Genomic DNA, 16,493 nt, shown 5'->3' with positions numbered 1-16,493 from the left:
CCCTCACGCACGCGTCAGATTCCGATCAGCCCGGCCCCAGACCATCGGGGCGTCCGGAATCACATCCGGATGGAGACAGGCCCGGGCCGGTTCGAGCGGAGCCGGGCGCATTCAACCCACAACATCGTGAGCGTATGAAAAATAGAAACCTTGTCAGGGGACTCTTCCTCATGGCAATCGCGCTGGCCTTCGGCCTGACCGCGCTTCGCTACCCCATCGGAGACCTCAGCCGCGCAGGGGCTGGCTTGTTCCCCGCAATGATCAGCGGCATGCTGCTGATCATTGCCGTGGCGACCGTGATCCGGTCGTTCATCGTGAAAAGCGTGCCGCTGGAGTTCAACTTCAGGAACATCTCGGTGATCCTCGCCAGCCTCTGCGGCCTGGCGGTGATCTCGATGTATCTGAACATGATCGCGGGCATCGTCTTCATGGTCTTCTGCTCGGGCTTCGCCGCATCCACCTATTCGTGGGTGCGCAACGTCAAGGTTTCCGCCGGCCTGATCGTCATGGCGCTGGCACTGCAGAAGCTGCTGGGTCTCAACCTGCCGCTCTACTGAGAAAAAGAAAAAGAGAGAAAAAGGAAAGACCATGGAAGTCCTCAACAACCTGGCGTTCGGTTTTTCGCACGCCCTCACCTGGCAGAACCTCATGTTCTGCGCAATCGGCTGTACGGTGGGCACGCTGGTCGGCTTGCTGCCCGGTCTGGGCCCACTGGCCACCATCAGCCTGCTGCTGCCGCTGACCTACTCCATTCCCACGACCGGGGCGCTGATCATGCTGGCCGGCATTTACTACGGCGCGCAGTACGGCGACAGCGTCAGCGCCATCACGATGAAGATCCCGCATGCGAGCAGCATCGTGGCCTGCATAGACGGATATGCGATGACGCTCAAAGGGCAGACGGGGCTGGCACTATTCACGGCGGGTTTCTCCAGCTTCATCGGCGGCACGGTCGCGATCCTCGTGCTGACGTTTCTGGCGCCCATGCTCGGCGAGGTGGCATTCCTCTTCGGCCCCGCTGACTACGTGGCGATGATGCTCGTGGGCTTCGTGTGCGTGAGCTTCGTGACCACCGGCAGCCTGCTCAACGGGCTGGCCATGTGCATGATCGGCGTGCTGCTCGGCACCATCGGCACCGACGTGAACAGCGGTGCGCAGCGCTTCACGCTCGACCTGCCGTTCCTGGTGGACGGCGTCGGCATCGTGAGCATCGCGCTGGGCTGCTTCGGCATCGCCGAGATCACGAAGAACCTCGACTCGCGCGAGGAGCGTTCGCCCTTCAACGGCAAGATCAACCTGATTCCGACCTGGGCGGAGTTCAAGCGGATCATTCCGAGCGCCCTGCGCGGCAGCGTGGTCGGCTCCTTCCTGGGCATCCTGCCCGGCGGCGGCCCGACCATCGCCCAGTTTGCGGCCTACGCGATCGACAAGAAGGTCAGCAAGTACAAGGACGAGATCGGCACCGGTTGCATCGAAGGCGTGGCCGGCCAGGCCGCGGCCGACGAGGCCGCCGCGCGCACCAGCTTCATTCCGCTCATGAGCATCGGCATTCCGGAAAACGCCGTCATGGCGCTGATGCTGGCCGCCTTCATCATCAAGGGCATCCAGCCGGGCCCGAACATGATCGGCAGCCACCCCGAGCTGTTCTGGGGCCTGGTGGCCAGCATGTGGATCGGCAACGTGTTCCTGCTCGTGCTGAACGTGCCGCTGGTGCGCTACTGGCTGTCGGTGTTCAAGATTCCGTACGCCGTGCTGTTCCCGTCGATCCTGTTCTTCTGCTGCATCGGCACCTACAGCGTCAACAACAACATGGAGGACATCTTCATCACCGCCGCCTTCGGCTTCATGGGCTACATGTTCATGCGGCTGGAGATGGACGCCGCGCCGCTGATGCTCGGCTTCATCCTCGGCCCGATGCTGGAGGAGAACTTCCGCCGCGCGATGCTGCTGAGCCGCGGGAGCTTCGGCACGTTCGTCTCGCGGCCCATCAGCGGCACGCTGCTGAGCCTGATCGGGATCTTCGTCGTGTGGCAGGTGGTTTCGTTCATGCTCCAGGCCCGGAAGAAGAACGGGATCCAGCCGCCGGTTGCGTTGGAGCCGCAGGAGTAGCGGTTGCGGCGCCTGGTGAGACGACGGCGGGCCATGCCCGCCCGCCCTGCCACACCTAAACGTGAAACGCCGCCAGCCCGCCCACTGCAAGCCCCGCCGCCGCCACCCCGAACATCGCGCGCTCGAGCCATTTCTTCTTCGTCAGCAATGCAATAGCAGCCAGCGCGATCGACACCTGCAGCACGGTGGTCGCCTGGGCCCAGCGATGGTGCTGGTGCATCTGCACGTCCGACTGGGCATCCCATTGGCTTGCCTCGGCCTCCAGCTTCTTCGCGGCGGCCTGGATGTCGGTCTTCTCCTGTTCGTAGCGCGCCACCTTGACCTGCCAGCCCTGCTTGCGCTCGTCGTCGGTCGCGGTGTCGCGTGCGAACTCGGCCAGCGCCTGCTTGGTGCTCTTCGACTGGAAGTAATTCCACTGGTTCGACGCCTCGGTCTTCTTGATCGCGGCGTTGTTCTTGTAGAGGCCGGCGTTGGCCTGGGTGGCTCCGCCCATGTACGAGAAGATCGCGCCGACGGTGGCGATCACGGCGGTGCACACCGCGATCTTGCTCGTCATGTTCATGCCGCCGGAATGCCCCGCGGAGGCATCTTCGGAGCCGTGGCCGCCGGTTGCGGCGTGTTCGAGTTCGTGGTCGTGCGGGCCATGCACGTGAAAGCCGTGTCCTGACATGAGGTCCTTGCTGTGAAGTGTTGGAGTGGAGCGCGCGCGAGTATGCCCGGTCGCGCGGCACTTCCGGCGCCCCGCCGTCAGGCTCCGGTCCGCCACCGCCGGGCGTGCTCATCGCGCGGCCCGAGGTGCCGCTGTTCTTCGGCAACGCAGATGCGGTGTTTGCGTCGATCCGCGCGCGCATCGACGCGACGCCGGGCCTGCAACGCATGGTGCTGAGCCTGGAGGAATCGCCGGACCTCGACGCAACCAGCATCGAGGCGCTGTGCGACTTTGCGTCCTATGTGCGCATGCGTGGCGCGCGTGAAGGACGGCGTGCGCGACCTGCTGGCCAGGGTGGATTCGCCCCGATCTGAAGGCGGAGGTCTATGCGCCGTGGAGCGTGGACGACGCGGTGCAGCTTCGCGGGGCGTACCCTCCCAAAACATGCCGACTGCTGACTATGACGGCTCATGACGGTCAAATGTCAGCGGCGATCTCCCGCGTGATGCGCAGGAATTTCTCCACGTCTGCGACGGAATTGCAATGCAGCGGCGACACCCGCACCGTGCCCGCGAGCCCGAAGGATTCGAGCATGCGCTTCGAATAAATGCTGGTCGCCACGCGCTCGTAGACGGTCACGCCGCGCTTGCCGTACTCGACCACGGCCTGCGTGCAGTCGATGCGGTCGAATCCGATGCCCAGGATCAGGTCGCGCTTGCTCAGGTCTTGGTAGTCGAGGAACACATTGACGCCCTCGAGCTTGCGCATGCCGGTGGCGTTCTCGTTGCCGTCCAGAAGCATTGCCAGCAGTGCGCGCTCGTGCAGTTCGATGTGCGTGATGCCTGCCGCGAACAACGCGCGCCGGTCGGTGGCGTCGACGAAGTGCCCGCCGAGCCAGCACACGTAGTCGACGATCTCGGTGAGCACCGCGAACTGCCACGGCGCGGCGCTGCCCAGGTCCCAGTAGCCGGGCTTCTTGCCCGCGAGCTTGTGGTGCGGCAGCACGGCCGCGCGCTCGGACATCCACGACAGCCCCGAGCCCCGGCAACCGAAGAACTTGTAGGGCGCGAGGTTGATGCCGTCAACCGGCGTCTTCTGCAGGTCGATGAGGCCGTGCGGCGCATGCTGCACGGCGTCCACCAGGATGTACAGGTCGGGCTTGATCTCGCGTGCGCGGCGCACGATCTCGGCCATGTCGAGCTTGGCGCCCGAGATGTTCGACGCGTAGATCACGTTGAGCAGGCAGGTGTTCTCATCGACCAGCCGCACGATCTCGTCCACGTCGATGCCGCCGGTGGCGGGGTTGCTCTTCGCCACGCGCAGCTCGCGGCCGAGGCGCTCGGCATACAGGCTCATCGCATCGAAGGCCGAGGGGTGCTCCAGCACGGTGGTGACCATGTTCGTGCCCGGCACGTTCTCGGCCACCGCGCGAACCATGTCGAACATTGCGCCCGATGCGGTGAGCGAGGCGTACACGCTGCCGCCGGTGGCGTTGAGGATGGTGCGCAGGTCGGCGCTTCCCTTCGCCTGGATGTCCTGCAGCTCGACGGCCGTGGCGTGGATGCGCTCGGCGTTGTCGGGAATGGCGTCGATCTGCGCGAAGCGCTCGGCCGCGGCCTTCAGGCGGAAGGAGCCGCCGGCGTTGTCGAAGTACAGCCGCTCGCGGCCGTTGTGGTCGTGGTCGACCTGCAGGAAGCGGCTCTTCACCTCGCGCATCAGCGCGTCGGAAAAGGCCAATCCGTGGGGGTGGTTCGAAGACAGTTTGGAATCCATCGCTCAGACGCCCTTGTTATTGGGGTTCTTGTAGATCTCGCGCACCGCGTCCGACATCGGGAAGTTCAGGTTCACGTTCTTCGGCGGAATCGGCGAGAGGAACCACTTGGTGTAGAGCTGCTCGATGGCGCCCGACTTCATCAGCCCGGTGACGGTCTCGTCGACCAGCGCCTTGAACTGCGGGTCGTCCTTGCGCAGCATGATCCCGTAGGGCTCCTGGCGCAGCGACTCCTTCAGCAGCTTGTAGTCACCGGGGTTGGTCGCGCTGGCGACCATGCCGGCGAGCTGCACGTCGTCGAGCACATAGGCATCGGCGCGGCCGGTGGACAGCAGCAGGAAGCCGTCAGAGGTGTCCTTGCCGGCGATCTCGTTCACTTCGATGGTGCCGTTCTTGCGCGCGCCGCGCAGCAGCTGGATCGAGGTGCTGCCCGAGACGGTGGCCACGTTCTTGCCGTTGAGGTCGGCCAGCGCGTTGATGCCCGAGGCCTTCTTCACGGCGGCGGTGATGTTGGTCACGAAGTGGCTGGGCGCGAAGTCGACCTGCTGCTGGCGCTGCGTGGTGTTGGTGGTGGTGGCGCAGTCGAGGTCGACGGTGCCGTTCTGCAGCAGCGGGATGCGGTTGGTCGAATTCAGCATCGTGTAGCGCACCTCGATCTTCGCGAGGCCGAGCTTGGCCTTCACCGCGTCGACGATCTTCAGGCAGATGTCGTTGGTGAAGCCGATGGGCGCGCTGTCGGCGCTGAGCTTGTACGAGAACGGGATCTGGCTGTCGCGCGCGCCGATCTGGATCGTGCCGCTCTCCTTGATCTTCTGCAGGGTGCCGCCGTCCTGTGCGCTGGCGGCGCCGCAGGCGAAAGCAAGGGTGAGGCCGAGTGCGAGAGGCAGTTTCCTGAGGTCCATGGTGGTTCCTTGAAGAGTCGATGACGTTGGCTCGGGCGAATCTTCGGCTTCGCGATGAATTTCTAAAAGCGATTTTTTGTGATGGAATCGCATGAATAAAAGCGTTCTGACCGTGATGACCTTCAAGCAACTCGAAGCCCTGTACTGGATCGCCCGCCTCGGCGGCTTTGCGCAGGCGGCCAACCAGCTCAACACCTCGCAGTCGGCCATTTCCAAGCGGGTGCACGAGCTGGAGCAGCTGTTCGACACCGAGCTGTTCGACCGCAGCCAACGCACCGCGCGGCTCACCGAGAAGGGCGAGGAGATGTACGTGCTCGCACAGAAGCTGCTGGCGCAGCGCGACGCGGCCGTCGAGCAGTTCGGCAAGCCCGGCGTGGTGGAACGGCGCATCCGCATCGGGGTTACCGAGCTGACCGCCATGACGTGGCTGCCGCGGCTGGTCGGCCTGATCCAGCAGCACTACCCCAAGGTGATCCTCGAGCCCGACGTGGACGACAGCCTGCAGCTGCGCGACAAGCTGCTGGCCGACGAACTCGACCTCGTCATCGTGCCCGACACCTTCGCCGACTCGCGGCTGCAGCACAAGGCCATCGGCCAAGTGACGAGCGCATGGATGTGCAAGCCCGGCGTGGTTGCGGCCAGCGGCACCGTGCGACTGCACGAGCTCGCGCGGCATCGCATGCTGGTGCAGGGCAACAACTCGGGCACCGGCCGCGCCTATGACGCCTGGATGAAGGAGCAAGGCGTGCAGCCCGCCAACGTGATCGTGGTGAGCAACCTGGTGGCGCTGACGGGGCTCACGGTGTCGGGGCTGGGCGTGAGCTACCTGCCGCGCCAGTGCCTGCAGCCGCTGGTGGCGGCAGGCATGCTGGCGGTGATCGACGTGGCGCCGGCGCTGCCCGTGGTGCGCTACGTGGCAATGCACAAGGGCGAGCACCGCAGCGCGCTCACCTCGTCCATCGTGATGTTGGCGCAGGAGTGCTGCGATTTCGCGCGCATGTTCCAGGCGCAGGCGGAAGAGGAGCCGGCGCGGGACTGAGCTTGCTGGCCTTGTGCAGTGCCTCAGCAGTCGTGGTCGACGGGAGAGAGGTCCGGATGCAGTTGCTGAAGTGCCAACGACAACCGGACCACCCGCTCTCGCGCGCCCGGCTCGCCCCGGGCCAGTGCGCCCAATGCGGCTTCGTAGTCGTCCGTGAGCTGCTGCCACAGCTCGAAATCAGCACCAAGGCCTTCAGCGTCCTTGTCCATCTTTGCTCCTGTCGGAATTCGACGGCCAATAAGATGTACAAGTTTGACTGATTTTTGCCGAGAGCGTTAGAACTTTAGAGGTCTTGAGGTTATTCCCGGTCAGATACGGCGGCCCCGCCCTGCTCTTCAGGCCCCCGCGCCAGCATCCGACCCGCCCGCGCAAGCACCCGGGCTTCGGCCTCGCCGCCCCGATAGGCCAGCACGCCGTTCACGAACACCCGTTCCACGCCCAGGCTCACACCGTGCGGCTGCTCGTAGGTGGCGGTGTCGGCGATGGTCTCGGGGTCGAATACCACCACGTCGGCCATGGCGCCCGCGCGCAGCAGGCCGCGGTCGGCAATGCGCAGGTTGCGCGCCGTCATACCGGTCATCTTGTGCACCGCCTGTTCGAGCGTGAAAAGGCGGCGTTGGCGCCAATAGCGCGCAAAAACGCGCGGAAAGGCGCCCCACAGGCGCGGGTGCGGATGGCGGTCGTGCGGCAGGCCGTCGCTGCCGATCATGGTGAGCGGGTGCGCGATGACGCGCTCCACGTCCTCCTCCTGCATCTGGAAATAGCAGGCGCCGCCCGGTTTCAGGCGCAGGCAGGCCTCCTGCTCGGTGGTGCCCCATTCGCGCGCGACGTCGGAAATGAGCCGGCCCATCATCTCGGGATGCGGGTCGGACCAGGTGAGCAGCACGTCGATCACGCCGTCGACCAGGTCCTCGCGCAGCACGGTCGAACCGGCCACGTAGGGGTACACGTCCATCGCGATCTGCTGACGCTGCGCCAGCGACTCGATCAGCGGTAGCGTTTCCTTCGTGCGGCCCCAGTTGGCCGGCCCGGCGCACTTGTGGTGCGAGATGACGAGCGGCACGCCGGCGTCGAAGGCCGAGTCGCCGGCCTCGTGCAGCGCTTCGATGATCTGCTGCATCTCGCTGCGCAGGTGCGTGGCGTAGACGCCGCCGTGACGGGCCACAACGCGCGCCAGCGCCGTCACTTCCTCGGCGGGCGCGGCAAAGGCTTCTTCGTAGAACAGGCCCGACGACATGCCGTGCGCCCCGTCGGCCATGCAGCTGTCGAGCAGCGCTTCCATGCGCGCCAGTTCATCGGCGCTGGCGGGACGGTCCAGCGCCTGCATGGTCGCGAAGCGCAGCGTGGTGTGGCCGACCAGCGCGGCCACGTTGAGCGCGGGCTGCGTCGCATCGACGGCCGCGCGGTACTCCGCCATGGTCGCGTGCTTGAACGAATCGGCGCCCAACAGCGTGAGCGGCGGCTTCGATTGCGGCGTACGGTACGGCGCGAGCGAAATGCCGCAGTTGCCCGTGACCACGGTGGTGATGCCCTGCGACACCTTGGGCAGGCACAGCGGGTCGCGCAGCACGATGGCGTCGTCGTGCGTGTGCGCGTCGATGAAGCCGGGCGCGATGACCTTGGCGCGGCAGTCGACAACCTCGACGTCGGCCAGCGCGAGGCCATCGGGCAGCCGCTCGCGCAGGCCTTCGCCGAGCGCGACGATGCGGTCGCCCTGCAGCAGCACGTCGCCGGGCCACGAGGGGCCGCCCGAGCCGTCGACCACGAGGCCGGCCTCGAGCAGGATGGCTTTGCAGTCCTGGCTCACGATGCGCGCCCTCCGCCGCTGATGCCGCCGCCATCCCAGCTCTGCAGCGGATGCGTGGTGGCGTCGATGCCATGGCGCTGGAAGGCCTCGCGCGCGCGCTGCAGGCGCTGCACCGCGGGCTCGCCGCGGCGCTGGGCCACCAGCACGGTGAGGATCTCGATGGCCGTGAGGTGCGTCAGGTAGGCGTCGATGCCCACGTGCATCACCGCGTCGTCCGGCACCGAGAGCCCGAGCAGGAAGTCGGCCTTGGCCGCCAGCGCCGTGCCGGGCCGGGTGATCGCGACCACCTTGGCACCCTGCCCGCGCGCGATGTCCACCGCGTCGAGCAGCGAAGGCATGCCGCCCACGTGCGAGATGGCGATGACCACGCCGCCGGGGCGCTGCGCCGCGCCGGCCACCTGCTGCAGGTGGTAGTCGGCCCAGGCGTTGGCCGACAGGCCGAGGCGGAACAGCCGCGCCTGCAGGTCGTTGGCCATGAACCACGAGGTGGCGCCCGCGCCGTACAGGTCGACGTGCGGCGCGGCTGCGATGGCGGCCACGGCACCGTCGAGCACCTGCATGTCGAGCTGGCCGCGCACGCCCGAGACCGAGGCCGCCGCGCTGCGCGCGATCTTGCCCACCACTTCGTCGGCCGCGTCCTCGATGTTCACGCGACGGTGCAGCGGCGAGCCGCCGAGCGCCAGCTCCTGTGCGAGCGCGAGCTTGAACTCGCGCAGCCCGGCAAAGCCGAGGTCGCGGCAGGTGCGCATGATGGTCGGCACCGAGCTGCGCGAGCGCTCGGCCAGCTGCTCGAAGCTTTCCTCGAGCACGCGGTCGGGGTCTTCGAGGATCAGGTCGAGAATCGCGCGCCGCGTCGCCGGGGCGTCGCTGCGGATCTCGCCGATTTTCTGAAGCAGGGAAGGAGTCATCGGTGCGTGTTCAGAAGTGCATGGCGACGGCGTCGCTCACGCGGTAGTCCTGCTCGACGACAGGCATCCAGTGCCATTTGTCGAAGGTCGTGCAGGGGTGCGAAATGCCGAGGCCGACGCGGTCGCCGACCTTGGGCGCCTCGGCTTCCTCGCTCGCGTCCCAGCGCAGGTAGGCATGCTGGTCGTTGAGTGCGGTGATCTTCCAGCCGGCGGGCACGGCCCGCGGCTGCAGCACGCCGCGCGCGGCACGCGCGATGGGCACGGGCAGCGAGAGGTCGAAGGAAATGTCGCGCTTGCCGACCGCCAGGATCGCCAGGCCCGGCTCGGGGCGCGATTGCACCGTGGCCCAGACTTCCATCGCGGGCACCAGGCTTTCGCCGCAGCCACAGCCCAGGCGCTCGTCCACTGCGCTCACCATGCGCTTGTAGAAGCCATGGTCGTGCGTGACGTAGCAGCCCGAGCGCAGCAGGCCGCGCACGGGCGCCCCAAGGGCGGGCTTGAGGCGCCCGGCCACGAGGTCGAAGATGGCCGAGCCGCCGGCGGACACCAGCACCTCGTCGGTCTCGAAGAGTTTTTCGGTGTCGCAATGACGGGCGACGGCTTCCACGCGGTCCATCAGCGTCTTCGCGTAGGCGGCGTCGGGCTCGCTCTGGCCGGTGGCGCCCTGCCCTTCGTAGCACTCGATGCCCACGAGCCTGGCCACGCCGCACGCGCGCAGTTTCGTGGCGAGCGCGATGGCTTCCTCGTACGTGCGGCAGCCGGTGCGTGCGCCGTCGACGCCGATCTCGATCATCACCTCGAAAGGCACGCTCGCGGGATGGCGCGATGACCAGTCCTCGATCAGCGCGAGCTGCGCCAGCGAATCGACCAGGAACACGATGCGCAGGCCCGCGTTCGCCTTCAGCAGCATCTGGATGCCCGCGAGGTCTTCGTCGCTCACCACCTGGTTGGCGATGAGCGTGCGGCGCGCGCCCGCCGCCACGCCCACGGCAAGCTGCGTGACGGTCGCGAAGGTCAGGCCCCAGGCGCCGGCGTCGAGCTGGCGCTGGAACAGCTGCGGCGACATGGTGGTCTTGCCGTGCGGTGCGAGGTCGATGCCCCATTCGCGCACGCGCGACTGCATCCACGCGAGGTTGTGCTCGAGCGCCTCGCGCTTGAGCACGGCCAGCGGCAGCGGCAGGTCACCGGCCAGCACGTTCCAGCCGGCCGTACCGACTTCGCTGCGCAGTCTCGGCGCCTGCGTGCGCGGGTAGCCCTTGAAATTGCTGTCCAGCAGCGGGTCGTTGAAGTTCTTGGCGGTGGTATCGGTCATGGTCGTGCGGCGATATTGGAGAGCAGTTCTTTGCGGATGCAGGCGCTGTAGTGTCCTGCCGAAATTTCGTCCAAGGGCGGTACGGTCTGCGCGCAGGCCTCGATGGCGTGCGGGCAGCGCGTGCGGAACACGCAACCAGAGGGCGGCGAGATGGGGCTGGGAATGTCGCCCTTGAGCGCGATGCGCTCGGTCGCAACCTCCGGGTCGGGCTTCGGGCTCGCGGCCAGCAGCGCCTGGGTGTAGGGGTGCGAAGGTCGTGCGAACAGCTCGTCGGTGGTGGCGACTTCCATCACCTTGCCGAGGTACAGCACCACCACCCGGTCGCACAGGTACTCGACCACGTCGAGGTCATGCGAGATGAAGAGCATCGTCAGGCCGAGCCGCTCGCGCAGGTCGGCCAGCAGGTTGATGACCTGCGACTGGATCGACACGTCGAGCGCCGACAGCGGCTCGTCGGCGACGATGAATTCGGGCTCCACCGCCAGCGCGCGCGCCACGCCGATGCGCTGGCGCTGCCCGCCCGAGAACTCGTGCGGAAAGCGGCTCGCATGCTCGGCGCGCAGGCCCACGGTTTCGAGCAGTTCGGCAATGCGCTTGTCGCGTGCGGCCGCGCCCTTGTGCAGGCCGTGCGTGGACAGCGCCTCGCCGAGGATGGCGCTGATGCGCATCTTGGGGTTCAGGCTGGCGTACGGGTCCTGGAAGATGATCTGCAGCTTGCTGCGCAGCTTGCGCATGCGCTCGCCCGACAGCGTGCCGATGTCGTCGCCGCGGTACAGCACCTGGCCGCTTGTGCGTTCGAGCAGGCGCAGCACGGTGCGGCCGATGGTGCTCTTGCCCGAGCCCGATTCGCCGACGAGGCCCAGCGTCTCGCCGGGCTGGATCGCGAACGACACGTCGTCGACCGCGCGCACGGGGCGATCGCTGCTGCCGAAGTATTTCTTGAGTCCGCGGACTTCGATGAGGGGGGCTGCGGTGGTCATCGTGGGCTTTGGGTATTGGCTCCCTCCCCTTCCGGGGGAGGGTTGGGGTGGGGGCACGACGGCACTGGATGAAGCACTGCGCCGAACGAACGCCGCTTGCCCCCATCCCAGCCTTCCCCCGGAAGGGGAAGGAGCAACACGCCAGGCAGTGCGCTTCTCATGCGGCTCTCACCAGCGGTTGCGCCGGCTGCACGCGAACGCAGCGCGCCTCTCGGCCATGGTGCGTCTCGATCAGCGACGGCATCGCGGCGCTGCATTCGGGCAGCGCGAGGTCGCAGCGCGGCTCGAAGGCACACCCCGGCGGCGGCGCCAGCGGGCTCGACACCTGCCCGCGAATGGCAAACAGCCGCTTCGGCTTGGCCTGGCCGGGCAGCCGCGCCTTGCCCGGCAGGCAGGCCAGCAGGCCCTGCGTGTACGGATGCTCAGGCTGCGCGAACAGCGGCCGCACGGGCGCGCTTTCGACCACGCGGCCCGCGTACAGCACCACCACGTCGTCGGCATGGTGCGCAACCACGCCGAGGTTGTGCGTGATGAACAGGATGCTCATGCCCGTCTCGGCCTGCAGCCGGCGCATGAGTTCGAGGATCTGCGCCTGGATGGTCACGTCGAGCGCAGTGGTGGGTTCGTCGGCGATCAGCAGCGTCGGGTCGCAGGCCATGGCCAGCGCGATCATCACGCGCTGACGCATGCCGCCCGAAAGCTGGTGCGGGTACTCGTGGATGCGCTGCGCGGCGGCGGGGATCTCGACCAGCTCCAGCATGCGCAGCGCATGGGCCAGCGCCGCCTTGCGGTCGAGCCCCTTGTGCAGGCGCACGCTCTCGGCGATCTGCTCGCCGATGGTGAACACCGGGTTCAGGCTGGTCATCGGCTCCTGGAAAATCATCGACAGCTGGTTGCCGCGCAGCGAGCGCATCTCGCGTTCGCCGATCTGCAGCAGGTCGAGCGTCTTGCCTTCGCGCGTCACGAACGAGGCGCTGCCGCTGACCTGCGCGTTCGCGGTCTTGGGCAGAAGGCGCATCAGCGTGAGGCTGGTCACCGACTTGCCCGATCCCGATTCGCCGACCAGCGCGGTGGTCTTGCCGGGCTGGATGGAGAAGCTCACGTCGGCCACCGAACGCACGAGGCCGTCTTCGGTGGGGAAGCTGGTGCTCAGGTTGCTGACCGTGAGACGCGGCTGGCTGGGATGGTCATTCATGCGCGTGGCTCCGGGGTGGGTTTTGGGCGGGCTGCTTGTATTCGTGGCGTTGTTGTTCGGGGCGCGTACACAGGCCACCGGGTACTCCCCTGCGCGAATGTCCCCCGCTTCGCTCCTCCTTTATTTCGCTGCGGGGAGCACCCGGTGCCCTGTGCACGAGACGACGGCGGGGTGCCTTGCGCAGCGAAATAAAGGAGGAGCGAAGCGGGGGACATTCGCGGAGCAAGGTACCCCGTCGGCGTGAGCGCGCCCTGAACAGCGCACAAAACAAATCGTGCAGCTCAAATTCGTCATGCCGTCTTCTTCAGCTTCGGGTCGAGCAGGTCACGCACACCATCGCCCAGCAGTTGCAGCGACAGCGCCGTGAAGATGATCGCAAGCCCCGGGAACAGCACCACCCAGAAGGCCTGGTGCGCGTACTGCTGGCTTCCCGCGACCATCGTGCCCCAGGTCGGGATCTCGGGCGGCACGCCGACGCCGAGGAATGAGAGCCCAGCTTCAGCCAGGATCGCATACGCGAAGATGAACGACACCTGCACCAGGATCGGCGACATCAGGTTCGGCAGTATGTGCCGCCACAGGATGCGCGAGGTGCGCACACCCAGCGCGCGCACCGCTTCGACAAACAGCAGCTCGCGCACCACCAGCGTCGAGGCCCGCACCACCCGCGCCACGCGCGGCGTGTAGACCAGCACCAGCGCAAGCACCGTGTTGATGAGCGAGGGCCCGAGGATCGCCACCAGCGCGATGGCCAGAAGGATGTCGGGGAAGGACATCATCGCGTCGACCACGCGCATCAGCGGCGCGTCGAGCCGGCGGAAGAAGCCGGCCATCAAACCCAGCACCGTGCCCGCGATGACCGCACCCAGCGCGGTGAGCGCCGCGATGGCCAGCGAGTAGCGCGCGCCGTGCACGATGCGCGAGTACAGGTCGCGGCCCAGTTCGTCGGTGCCGAGCAGGTGCTCGGCGCTCGGCGCCTTCAGGCGTTGCAGCACCGCCGTGTCGTTGGGGTCGATGGAGGCGAACAGCGGTGCGCCGATCGCCAGGATGGCGATCACCAGCAGCACCAGGGCGGAAACCATCACGATGCGGCGATGCATCAGCTGGCGGAGCATTCGAGGCATGCGCATCGCTCAGACCTTCACGCGCGGATCGACCACTGCGTACAGCAGGTCGATCGAGAAATTGATGAGCACATAGATCGCGGCGATCACGAGCAATGCACCTTGAATGACCGGGTAGTCGCGCCGCAGCACGGCGCTGACCACCAAGTTGCCCACGCCGGGCAGGCCGAACACCGTTTCGGTGATGACGGCGCCGCCGATCATCAGCGCGACCGTGAGGCCGATCACCGTGACGATGGGCACCAGCGCATTGCGCAGCGCGTGCTTGAGCACCACCGTGCTTTCGCTCAGGCCCTTGGAGCGCGCCGTGCGCACGTAGTCTTCGCCGAGCACGTCGAGCATCGAGGCGCGCGTGAAGCGGATGATGAGCGCCGAGTTCAAGAGGCCCAACACCGTGGCCGGCAGCACCAGCGCATGCAGCCGCTCGGCCAGCGCCGCATCGGGCGCGCCGTAGCCCGACACCGGGAACCAGCCGAAGGACACCGCGAAGATCTGGATCAGCACGATGCCCAGCCAGAAGCTCGGAATGCTCGCGCCCAACATCGCGATGCCGGTGAACAGCTGGTCGACCACGCGCCCGCGGAACACGGCCGAGACGATGCCGCAGGGCACGCCGATCAGCGCCGCGATGGCCACGGCCATCAGCGCGAGCAGCGTGGTGGGTTCGGAGCGCTCCCACAGCGCTTGCGTCACGGGGCGCTGAAGAAAGATCGAGGTGCCGAGATTGCCCTGCAGCACCTCGCGCAGCCAGTAGCCGAACTGCACGGGCAGCGGCTTGTCGAGGCCGTACTCCTTCTGCACGCGGGCGATGTCGGCCGCGGTGGCCTGGTCGCCCAGCAGCACCGAGACCGGGTCGCCCGATGCGGCGCGCGTGAGCACGAAGACGAGCACGGCCACGATGGCCAGCACCACCAGCATGCCGGCCAGGCGGGAGGAGAGATAGCGGACCATGTCGCGGCGAGGCCTACTTGATTTTTGCGTTCCAGAAGAACGGCCAGGTAGCGGGCTGGTAGTTATCGAGCGCCGGGCTCTTGGCCGACAGGCCGTTGAACTTGCCGACGTTGATGTACGGCACCTCGTCGTAGACCACCTGCTGCACCTTGCCCCACAGCGCGCCGCGCTTGGCCGGGTCGCTCTCGACGTTGAAGGCCTGCAGTGCCGTCTTCTTGGCGGGCGTGTCCCACCAGCCGGGTGCACCGTCGCCGAGCTGCGGCGGCGAGAGCATGGGCTCGGGGAACTGGCCCGAGTGGGTCACGTAGATGTCCCACAGCTTCGCGTCGTTGCGGCGCTGCACCAGCGTGGCCCAGTCGACCACGTTCAGGTCGACCTTGAAGCCGGCGCGCTTGAGCTGCTCGGCCATCAGCAGCGCCATGTTGTAGTGGAAGTCGTACTGGCGGCTGGTGAGCACGCGGATCGGCTCGCCCTTGTAGCCGGCCTTGGCCGCAGCCTCCTTCGCCTTGGCGGCGTTGCGCTGGTTGTACTGGTCTGCACCGGCCGCCGAATAGAACGGCGAGCCCTTCGGGAAGTGGTTGCCCTCGGCCACGAAGAAGCGCGTGTCGCCGAAGCCGGCCGCGAGCATCTCGCCTTCGCCGAGCGCGGTCTGGATCGCCTGGCGCACCGGCTGGCTGGCGGCCACGCCTTCCTTGGTGTTGAGCACGAGGTAGGGAAAGCCGAACGACGGCGTCATGATCGGCACCGTCTTGCCGCCCGACTTCTCCAGCCGCGGCAATGCTTCCACCGGCAGCAGGTCGGCAAAGTCGTACTGGCCGGCCAGCGCGCCTTCGACACGCGTGCTGGCGTTGGGCACGGGCACGAAGCGCAGCTCCTCGATCGCAGCTTCGCGCTTGCCGCCGTAGCCGCTCGCCGGTTCCTTGCGCGCGCTGTACTTGTCGAAGCGCGTGAGCAGCACGAACTGGTCGGGGCGACGCTCCTTGAACTTGTAGGGGCCGGTGCCGACGAAGTCCTTCAGCGGCGAGGCGATCGAATCCTTGGCCATGATGGCGGCCATGCCGCTGGGCAGCGCGAACTGCGAGAGCAGCGGCGCGTAGGGCTCCTTCAGCACCACTTCGACCGCCAGCGGGCCCTTGGCCTTGAGGCTGGCAACCTCCTTGCCCACGGCCTTGCCGCGCGGCGACTGGTCCATCCAGCGCTGCAGGCTCGCCACCACGTCGTCGGCGTTGAGTTCGCGCCCGTTGTGCAGCATCACGCCCTTGCGCAGGGTGATGGCGTAAGTCTTGCCGTCGGCCGAAATCTTCGGCATGCCTTCGGCCAGCATCGGCACCACGTTCCACTTGGCGTCGAAGGTGTAGAGCGTCTCGTACACGTGCTGCATGATGGTTCCGACCAGGTCGGCCGTGGAGGCCATCGGGTCGAGCGTCTGCGGCTCCGCCACCATCGCCAGCGTGGCGAAGTTGCGCGGGCCCTGGGCGTGGACCTGCTGATGGGGCAGCGCGGCGCACAGCATCGCGAGCAGGGAGGCTCCCAGCAGGCTGCGCTTCGACAGCTTGGGCAGGCGCTGGACAACAGGACCGACGTGGGGCATGGGGAACTCCTTCATGGGGCGTGCGAGTTTGTGAAAGAAAATTTCTCTTCGGCCTAGACTTTGAAGCAGTATTCATGCCAAATCATCCGTGTTAACCCTTGATTGAAGGTTAATTTGAAAGAGATTTTCAGATTGGGCGCGATACTCGCAGATCC

General features: G+C 66.9%; 16 protein-coding genes. 4 read left to right on the top strand and 12 right to left on the bottom strand.

Annotated features, from left to right (window positions below):
* Positions 1-134: 134 nt before the first annotated feature.
* The gene (locus ASC92_RS01660; protein ID WP_414820385.1) at positions 135-557 is read left to right on the top strand and encodes a tripartite tricarboxylate transporter TctB family protein; all 423 of its coding nucleotides are present in this window, start codon (positions 135-137) and stop codon (positions 555-557) included.
* A 31-nt stretch (positions 558-588) separates the two neighbouring features.
* Positions 589-2,109: a tripartite tricarboxylate transporter permease gene (locus tag ASC92_RS01655; protein ID WP_056509693.1), complete on the top strand. Its 1,521-nt coding sequence runs from the start codon at positions 589-591 to the stop codon at positions 2,107-2,109.
* 55 nt (positions 2,110-2,164) lie between these two features.
* Here ASC92_RS01655 and ASC92_RS01650 read toward each other — a convergent pair whose 3' ends face one another.
* On the bottom strand, positions 2,165-2,779 hold the full coding sequence (locus ASC92_RS01650) for a DUF4337 domain-containing protein (RefSeq protein WP_056509691.1): 615 nt from the start codon (positions 2,777-2,779) through the stop codon (positions 2,165-2,167).
* Positions 2,780-2,796: 17 nt separating this feature from the next.
* Between ASC92_RS01650 and ASC92_RS01645 the strand changes: the two genes are divergently transcribed.
* A complete protein-coding gene (locus ASC92_RS01645; protein WP_235505642.1) occupies positions 2,797-3,132 on the top strand; it encodes a sodium-independent anion transporter in 336 nt (111 codons plus the stop codon).
* 103 nt (positions 3,133-3,235) lie between these two features.
* Here the strand turns inward: ASC92_RS01645 and ASC92_RS01640 are convergent, their stop codons facing one another.
* Together ASC92_RS01640 and ASC92_RS01635 are read right to left on the bottom strand one after the other, a co-directional pair.
* Positions 3,236-4,531 (bottom strand): aminotransferase class V-fold PLP-dependent enzyme, encoded by a 1,296-nt coding sequence (locus tag ASC92_RS01640; protein WP_056509686.1) that lies wholly within the window; start codon positions 4,529-4,531, stop codon positions 3,236-3,238.
* A gap of 3 nt (positions 4,532-4,534) precedes the next feature.
* Entirely contained in the window at positions 4,535-5,431 is an 897-nt protein-coding gene (locus ASC92_RS01635) for a transporter substrate-binding domain-containing protein (RefSeq protein WP_056509685.1), read from the bottom strand.
* A 115-nt stretch (positions 5,432-5,546) separates the two neighbouring features.
* Between ASC92_RS01635 and ASC92_RS01630 the strand changes: the two genes are divergently transcribed.
* The gene (locus tag ASC92_RS01630) at positions 5,547-6,470 is read left to right on the top strand and encodes a LysR family transcriptional regulator (RefSeq protein ID WP_056509683.1); all 924 of its coding nucleotides are present in this window, start codon (positions 5,547-5,549) and stop codon (positions 6,468-6,470) included.
* A gap of 23 nt (positions 6,471-6,493) precedes the next feature.
* On the opposite strand, the gene ASC92_RS01625 is transcribed toward ASC92_RS01630, so the two are convergent.
* From ASC92_RS01625 to ASC92_RS01585, 9 genes are all read right to left on the bottom strand, one after another.
* On the bottom strand, positions 6,494-6,679 hold the full coding sequence (locus tag ASC92_RS01625; RefSeq protein WP_007837463.1) for a hypothetical protein: 186 nt from the start codon (positions 6,677-6,679) through the stop codon (positions 6,494-6,496).
* A gap of 89 nt (positions 6,680-6,768) precedes the next feature.
* Positions 6,769-8,277: an N-acyl-D-amino-acid deacylase family protein gene (locus tag ASC92_RS01620; RefSeq protein ID WP_056509680.1), complete on the bottom strand. Its 1,509-nt coding sequence runs from the start codon at positions 8,275-8,277 to the stop codon at positions 6,769-6,771.
* Positions 8,274-9,185 carry a MurR/RpiR family transcriptional regulator gene (locus tag ASC92_RS01615; protein ID WP_007837465.1) on the bottom strand — a complete coding sequence of 304 codons (912 nt, stop codon included), beginning with the start codon at positions 9,183-9,185 and terminating at the stop codon, positions 8,274-8,276. The genes ASC92_RS01620 and ASC92_RS01615 overlap by 4 nt, the downstream gene beginning before the upstream one ends.
* A gap of 10 nt (positions 9,186-9,195) precedes the next feature.
* Complete coding sequence (locus ASC92_RS01610; protein ID WP_056509676.1) at positions 9,196-10,497, bottom strand: amino acid deaminase; 1,302 nt, start codon at positions 10,495-10,497, stop codon at positions 9,196-9,198.
* Positions 10,494-11,477, bottom strand: coding sequence for an ABC transporter ATP-binding protein (locus tag ASC92_RS01605; protein WP_056509672.1), 984 nt, complete (start codon positions 11,475-11,477; stop codon positions 10,494-10,496). The genes ASC92_RS01610 and ASC92_RS01605 overlap by 4 nt, the downstream gene beginning before the upstream one ends.
* A gap of 157 nt (positions 11,478-11,634) precedes the next feature.
* Complete coding sequence (locus ASC92_RS01600) at positions 11,635-12,672, bottom strand: ABC transporter ATP-binding protein (RefSeq protein WP_056509669.1); 1,038 nt, start codon at positions 12,670-12,672, stop codon at positions 11,635-11,637.
* A gap of 290 nt (positions 12,673-12,962) precedes the next feature.
* Complete coding sequence (locus ASC92_RS01595; protein ID WP_056509666.1) at positions 12,963-13,802, bottom strand: ABC transporter permease; 840 nt, start codon at positions 13,800-13,802, stop codon at positions 12,963-12,965.
* A gap of 3 nt (positions 13,803-13,805) precedes the next feature.
* On the bottom strand, positions 13,806-14,747 hold the full coding sequence (locus ASC92_RS01590; RefSeq protein ID WP_056509665.1) for an ABC transporter permease: 942 nt from the start codon (positions 14,745-14,747) through the stop codon (positions 13,806-13,808).
* Between the two features lie 13 nt (positions 14,748-14,760).
* Positions 14,761-16,338, bottom strand: a complete 1,578-nt coding sequence (locus ASC92_RS01585; protein ID WP_056509663.1) for an ABC transporter substrate-binding protein — start codon at positions 16,336-16,338, stop codon at positions 14,761-14,763.
* Positions 16,339-16,493: the final 155 nt, after the last annotated feature.

Origin of the sequence: Variovorax sp. Root411 (assembly GCF_001425205.1) — a bacterium.
GTDB lineage: Bacteria > Pseudomonadota > Gammaproteobacteria > Burkholderiales > Burkholderiaceae_C > Variovorax.
This window is presented reverse-complemented; position numbering and strand designations above follow the sequence as displayed.

Coding starts and splice junctions, on each gene's coding strand:
- ASC92_RS01595 (WP_056509666.1), bottom strand. CDS start 13,802: ATGCGCATGCCTCGAATGCTCCGCCAGCTGATGCATCGCCGCATCGTG.
- ASC92_RS01655 (WP_056509693.1), top strand. CDS start 589: ATGGAAGTCCTCAACAACCTGGCGTTCGGTTTTTCGCACGCCCTCACC.
- ASC92_RS01610 (WP_056509676.1), bottom strand. CDS start 10,497: ATGACCGATACCACCGCCAAGAACTTCAACGACCCGCTGCTGGACAGC.
- ASC92_RS01635 (WP_056509685.1), bottom strand. CDS start 5,431: ATGGACCTCAGGAAACTGCCTCTCGCACTCGGCCTCACCCTTGCTTTC.
- ASC92_RS01615 (WP_007837465.1), bottom strand. CDS start 9,185: ATGACTCCTTCCCTGCTTCAGAAAATCGGCGAGATCCGCAGCGACGCC.
- ASC92_RS01585 (WP_056509663.1), bottom strand. CDS start 16,338: ATGCCCCACGTCGGTCCTGTTGTCCAGCGCCTGCCCAAGCTGTCGAAG.
- ASC92_RS01625 (WP_007837463.1), bottom strand. CDS start 6,679: ATGGACAAGGACGCTGAAGGCCTTGGTGCTGATTTCGAGCTGTGGCAG.
- ASC92_RS01590 (WP_056509665.1), bottom strand. CDS start 14,747: ATGGTCCGCTATCTCTCCTCCCGCCTGGCCGGCATGCTGGTGGTGCTG.
- ASC92_RS01600 (WP_056509669.1), bottom strand. CDS start 12,672: ATGAATGACCATCCCAGCCAGCCGCGTCTCACGGTCAGCAACCTGAGC.
- ASC92_RS01605 (WP_056509672.1), bottom strand. CDS start 11,477: ATGACCACCGCAGCCCCCCTCATCGAAGTCCGCGGACTCAAGAAATAC.
- ASC92_RS01630 (WP_056509683.1), top strand. CDS start 5,547: ATGACCTTCAAGCAACTCGAAGCCCTGTACTGGATCGCCCGCCTCGGC.
- ASC92_RS01650 (WP_056509691.1), bottom strand. CDS start 2,779: ATGTCAGGACACGGCTTTCACGTGCATGGCCCGCACGACCACGAACTC.
- ASC92_RS01640 (WP_056509686.1), bottom strand. CDS start 4,531: ATGGATTCCAAACTGTCTTCGAACCACCCCCACGGATTGGCCTTTTCC.
- ASC92_RS01660 (WP_414820385.1), top strand. CDS start 135: ATGAAAAATAGAAACCTTGTCAGGGGACTCTTCCTCATGGCAATCGCG.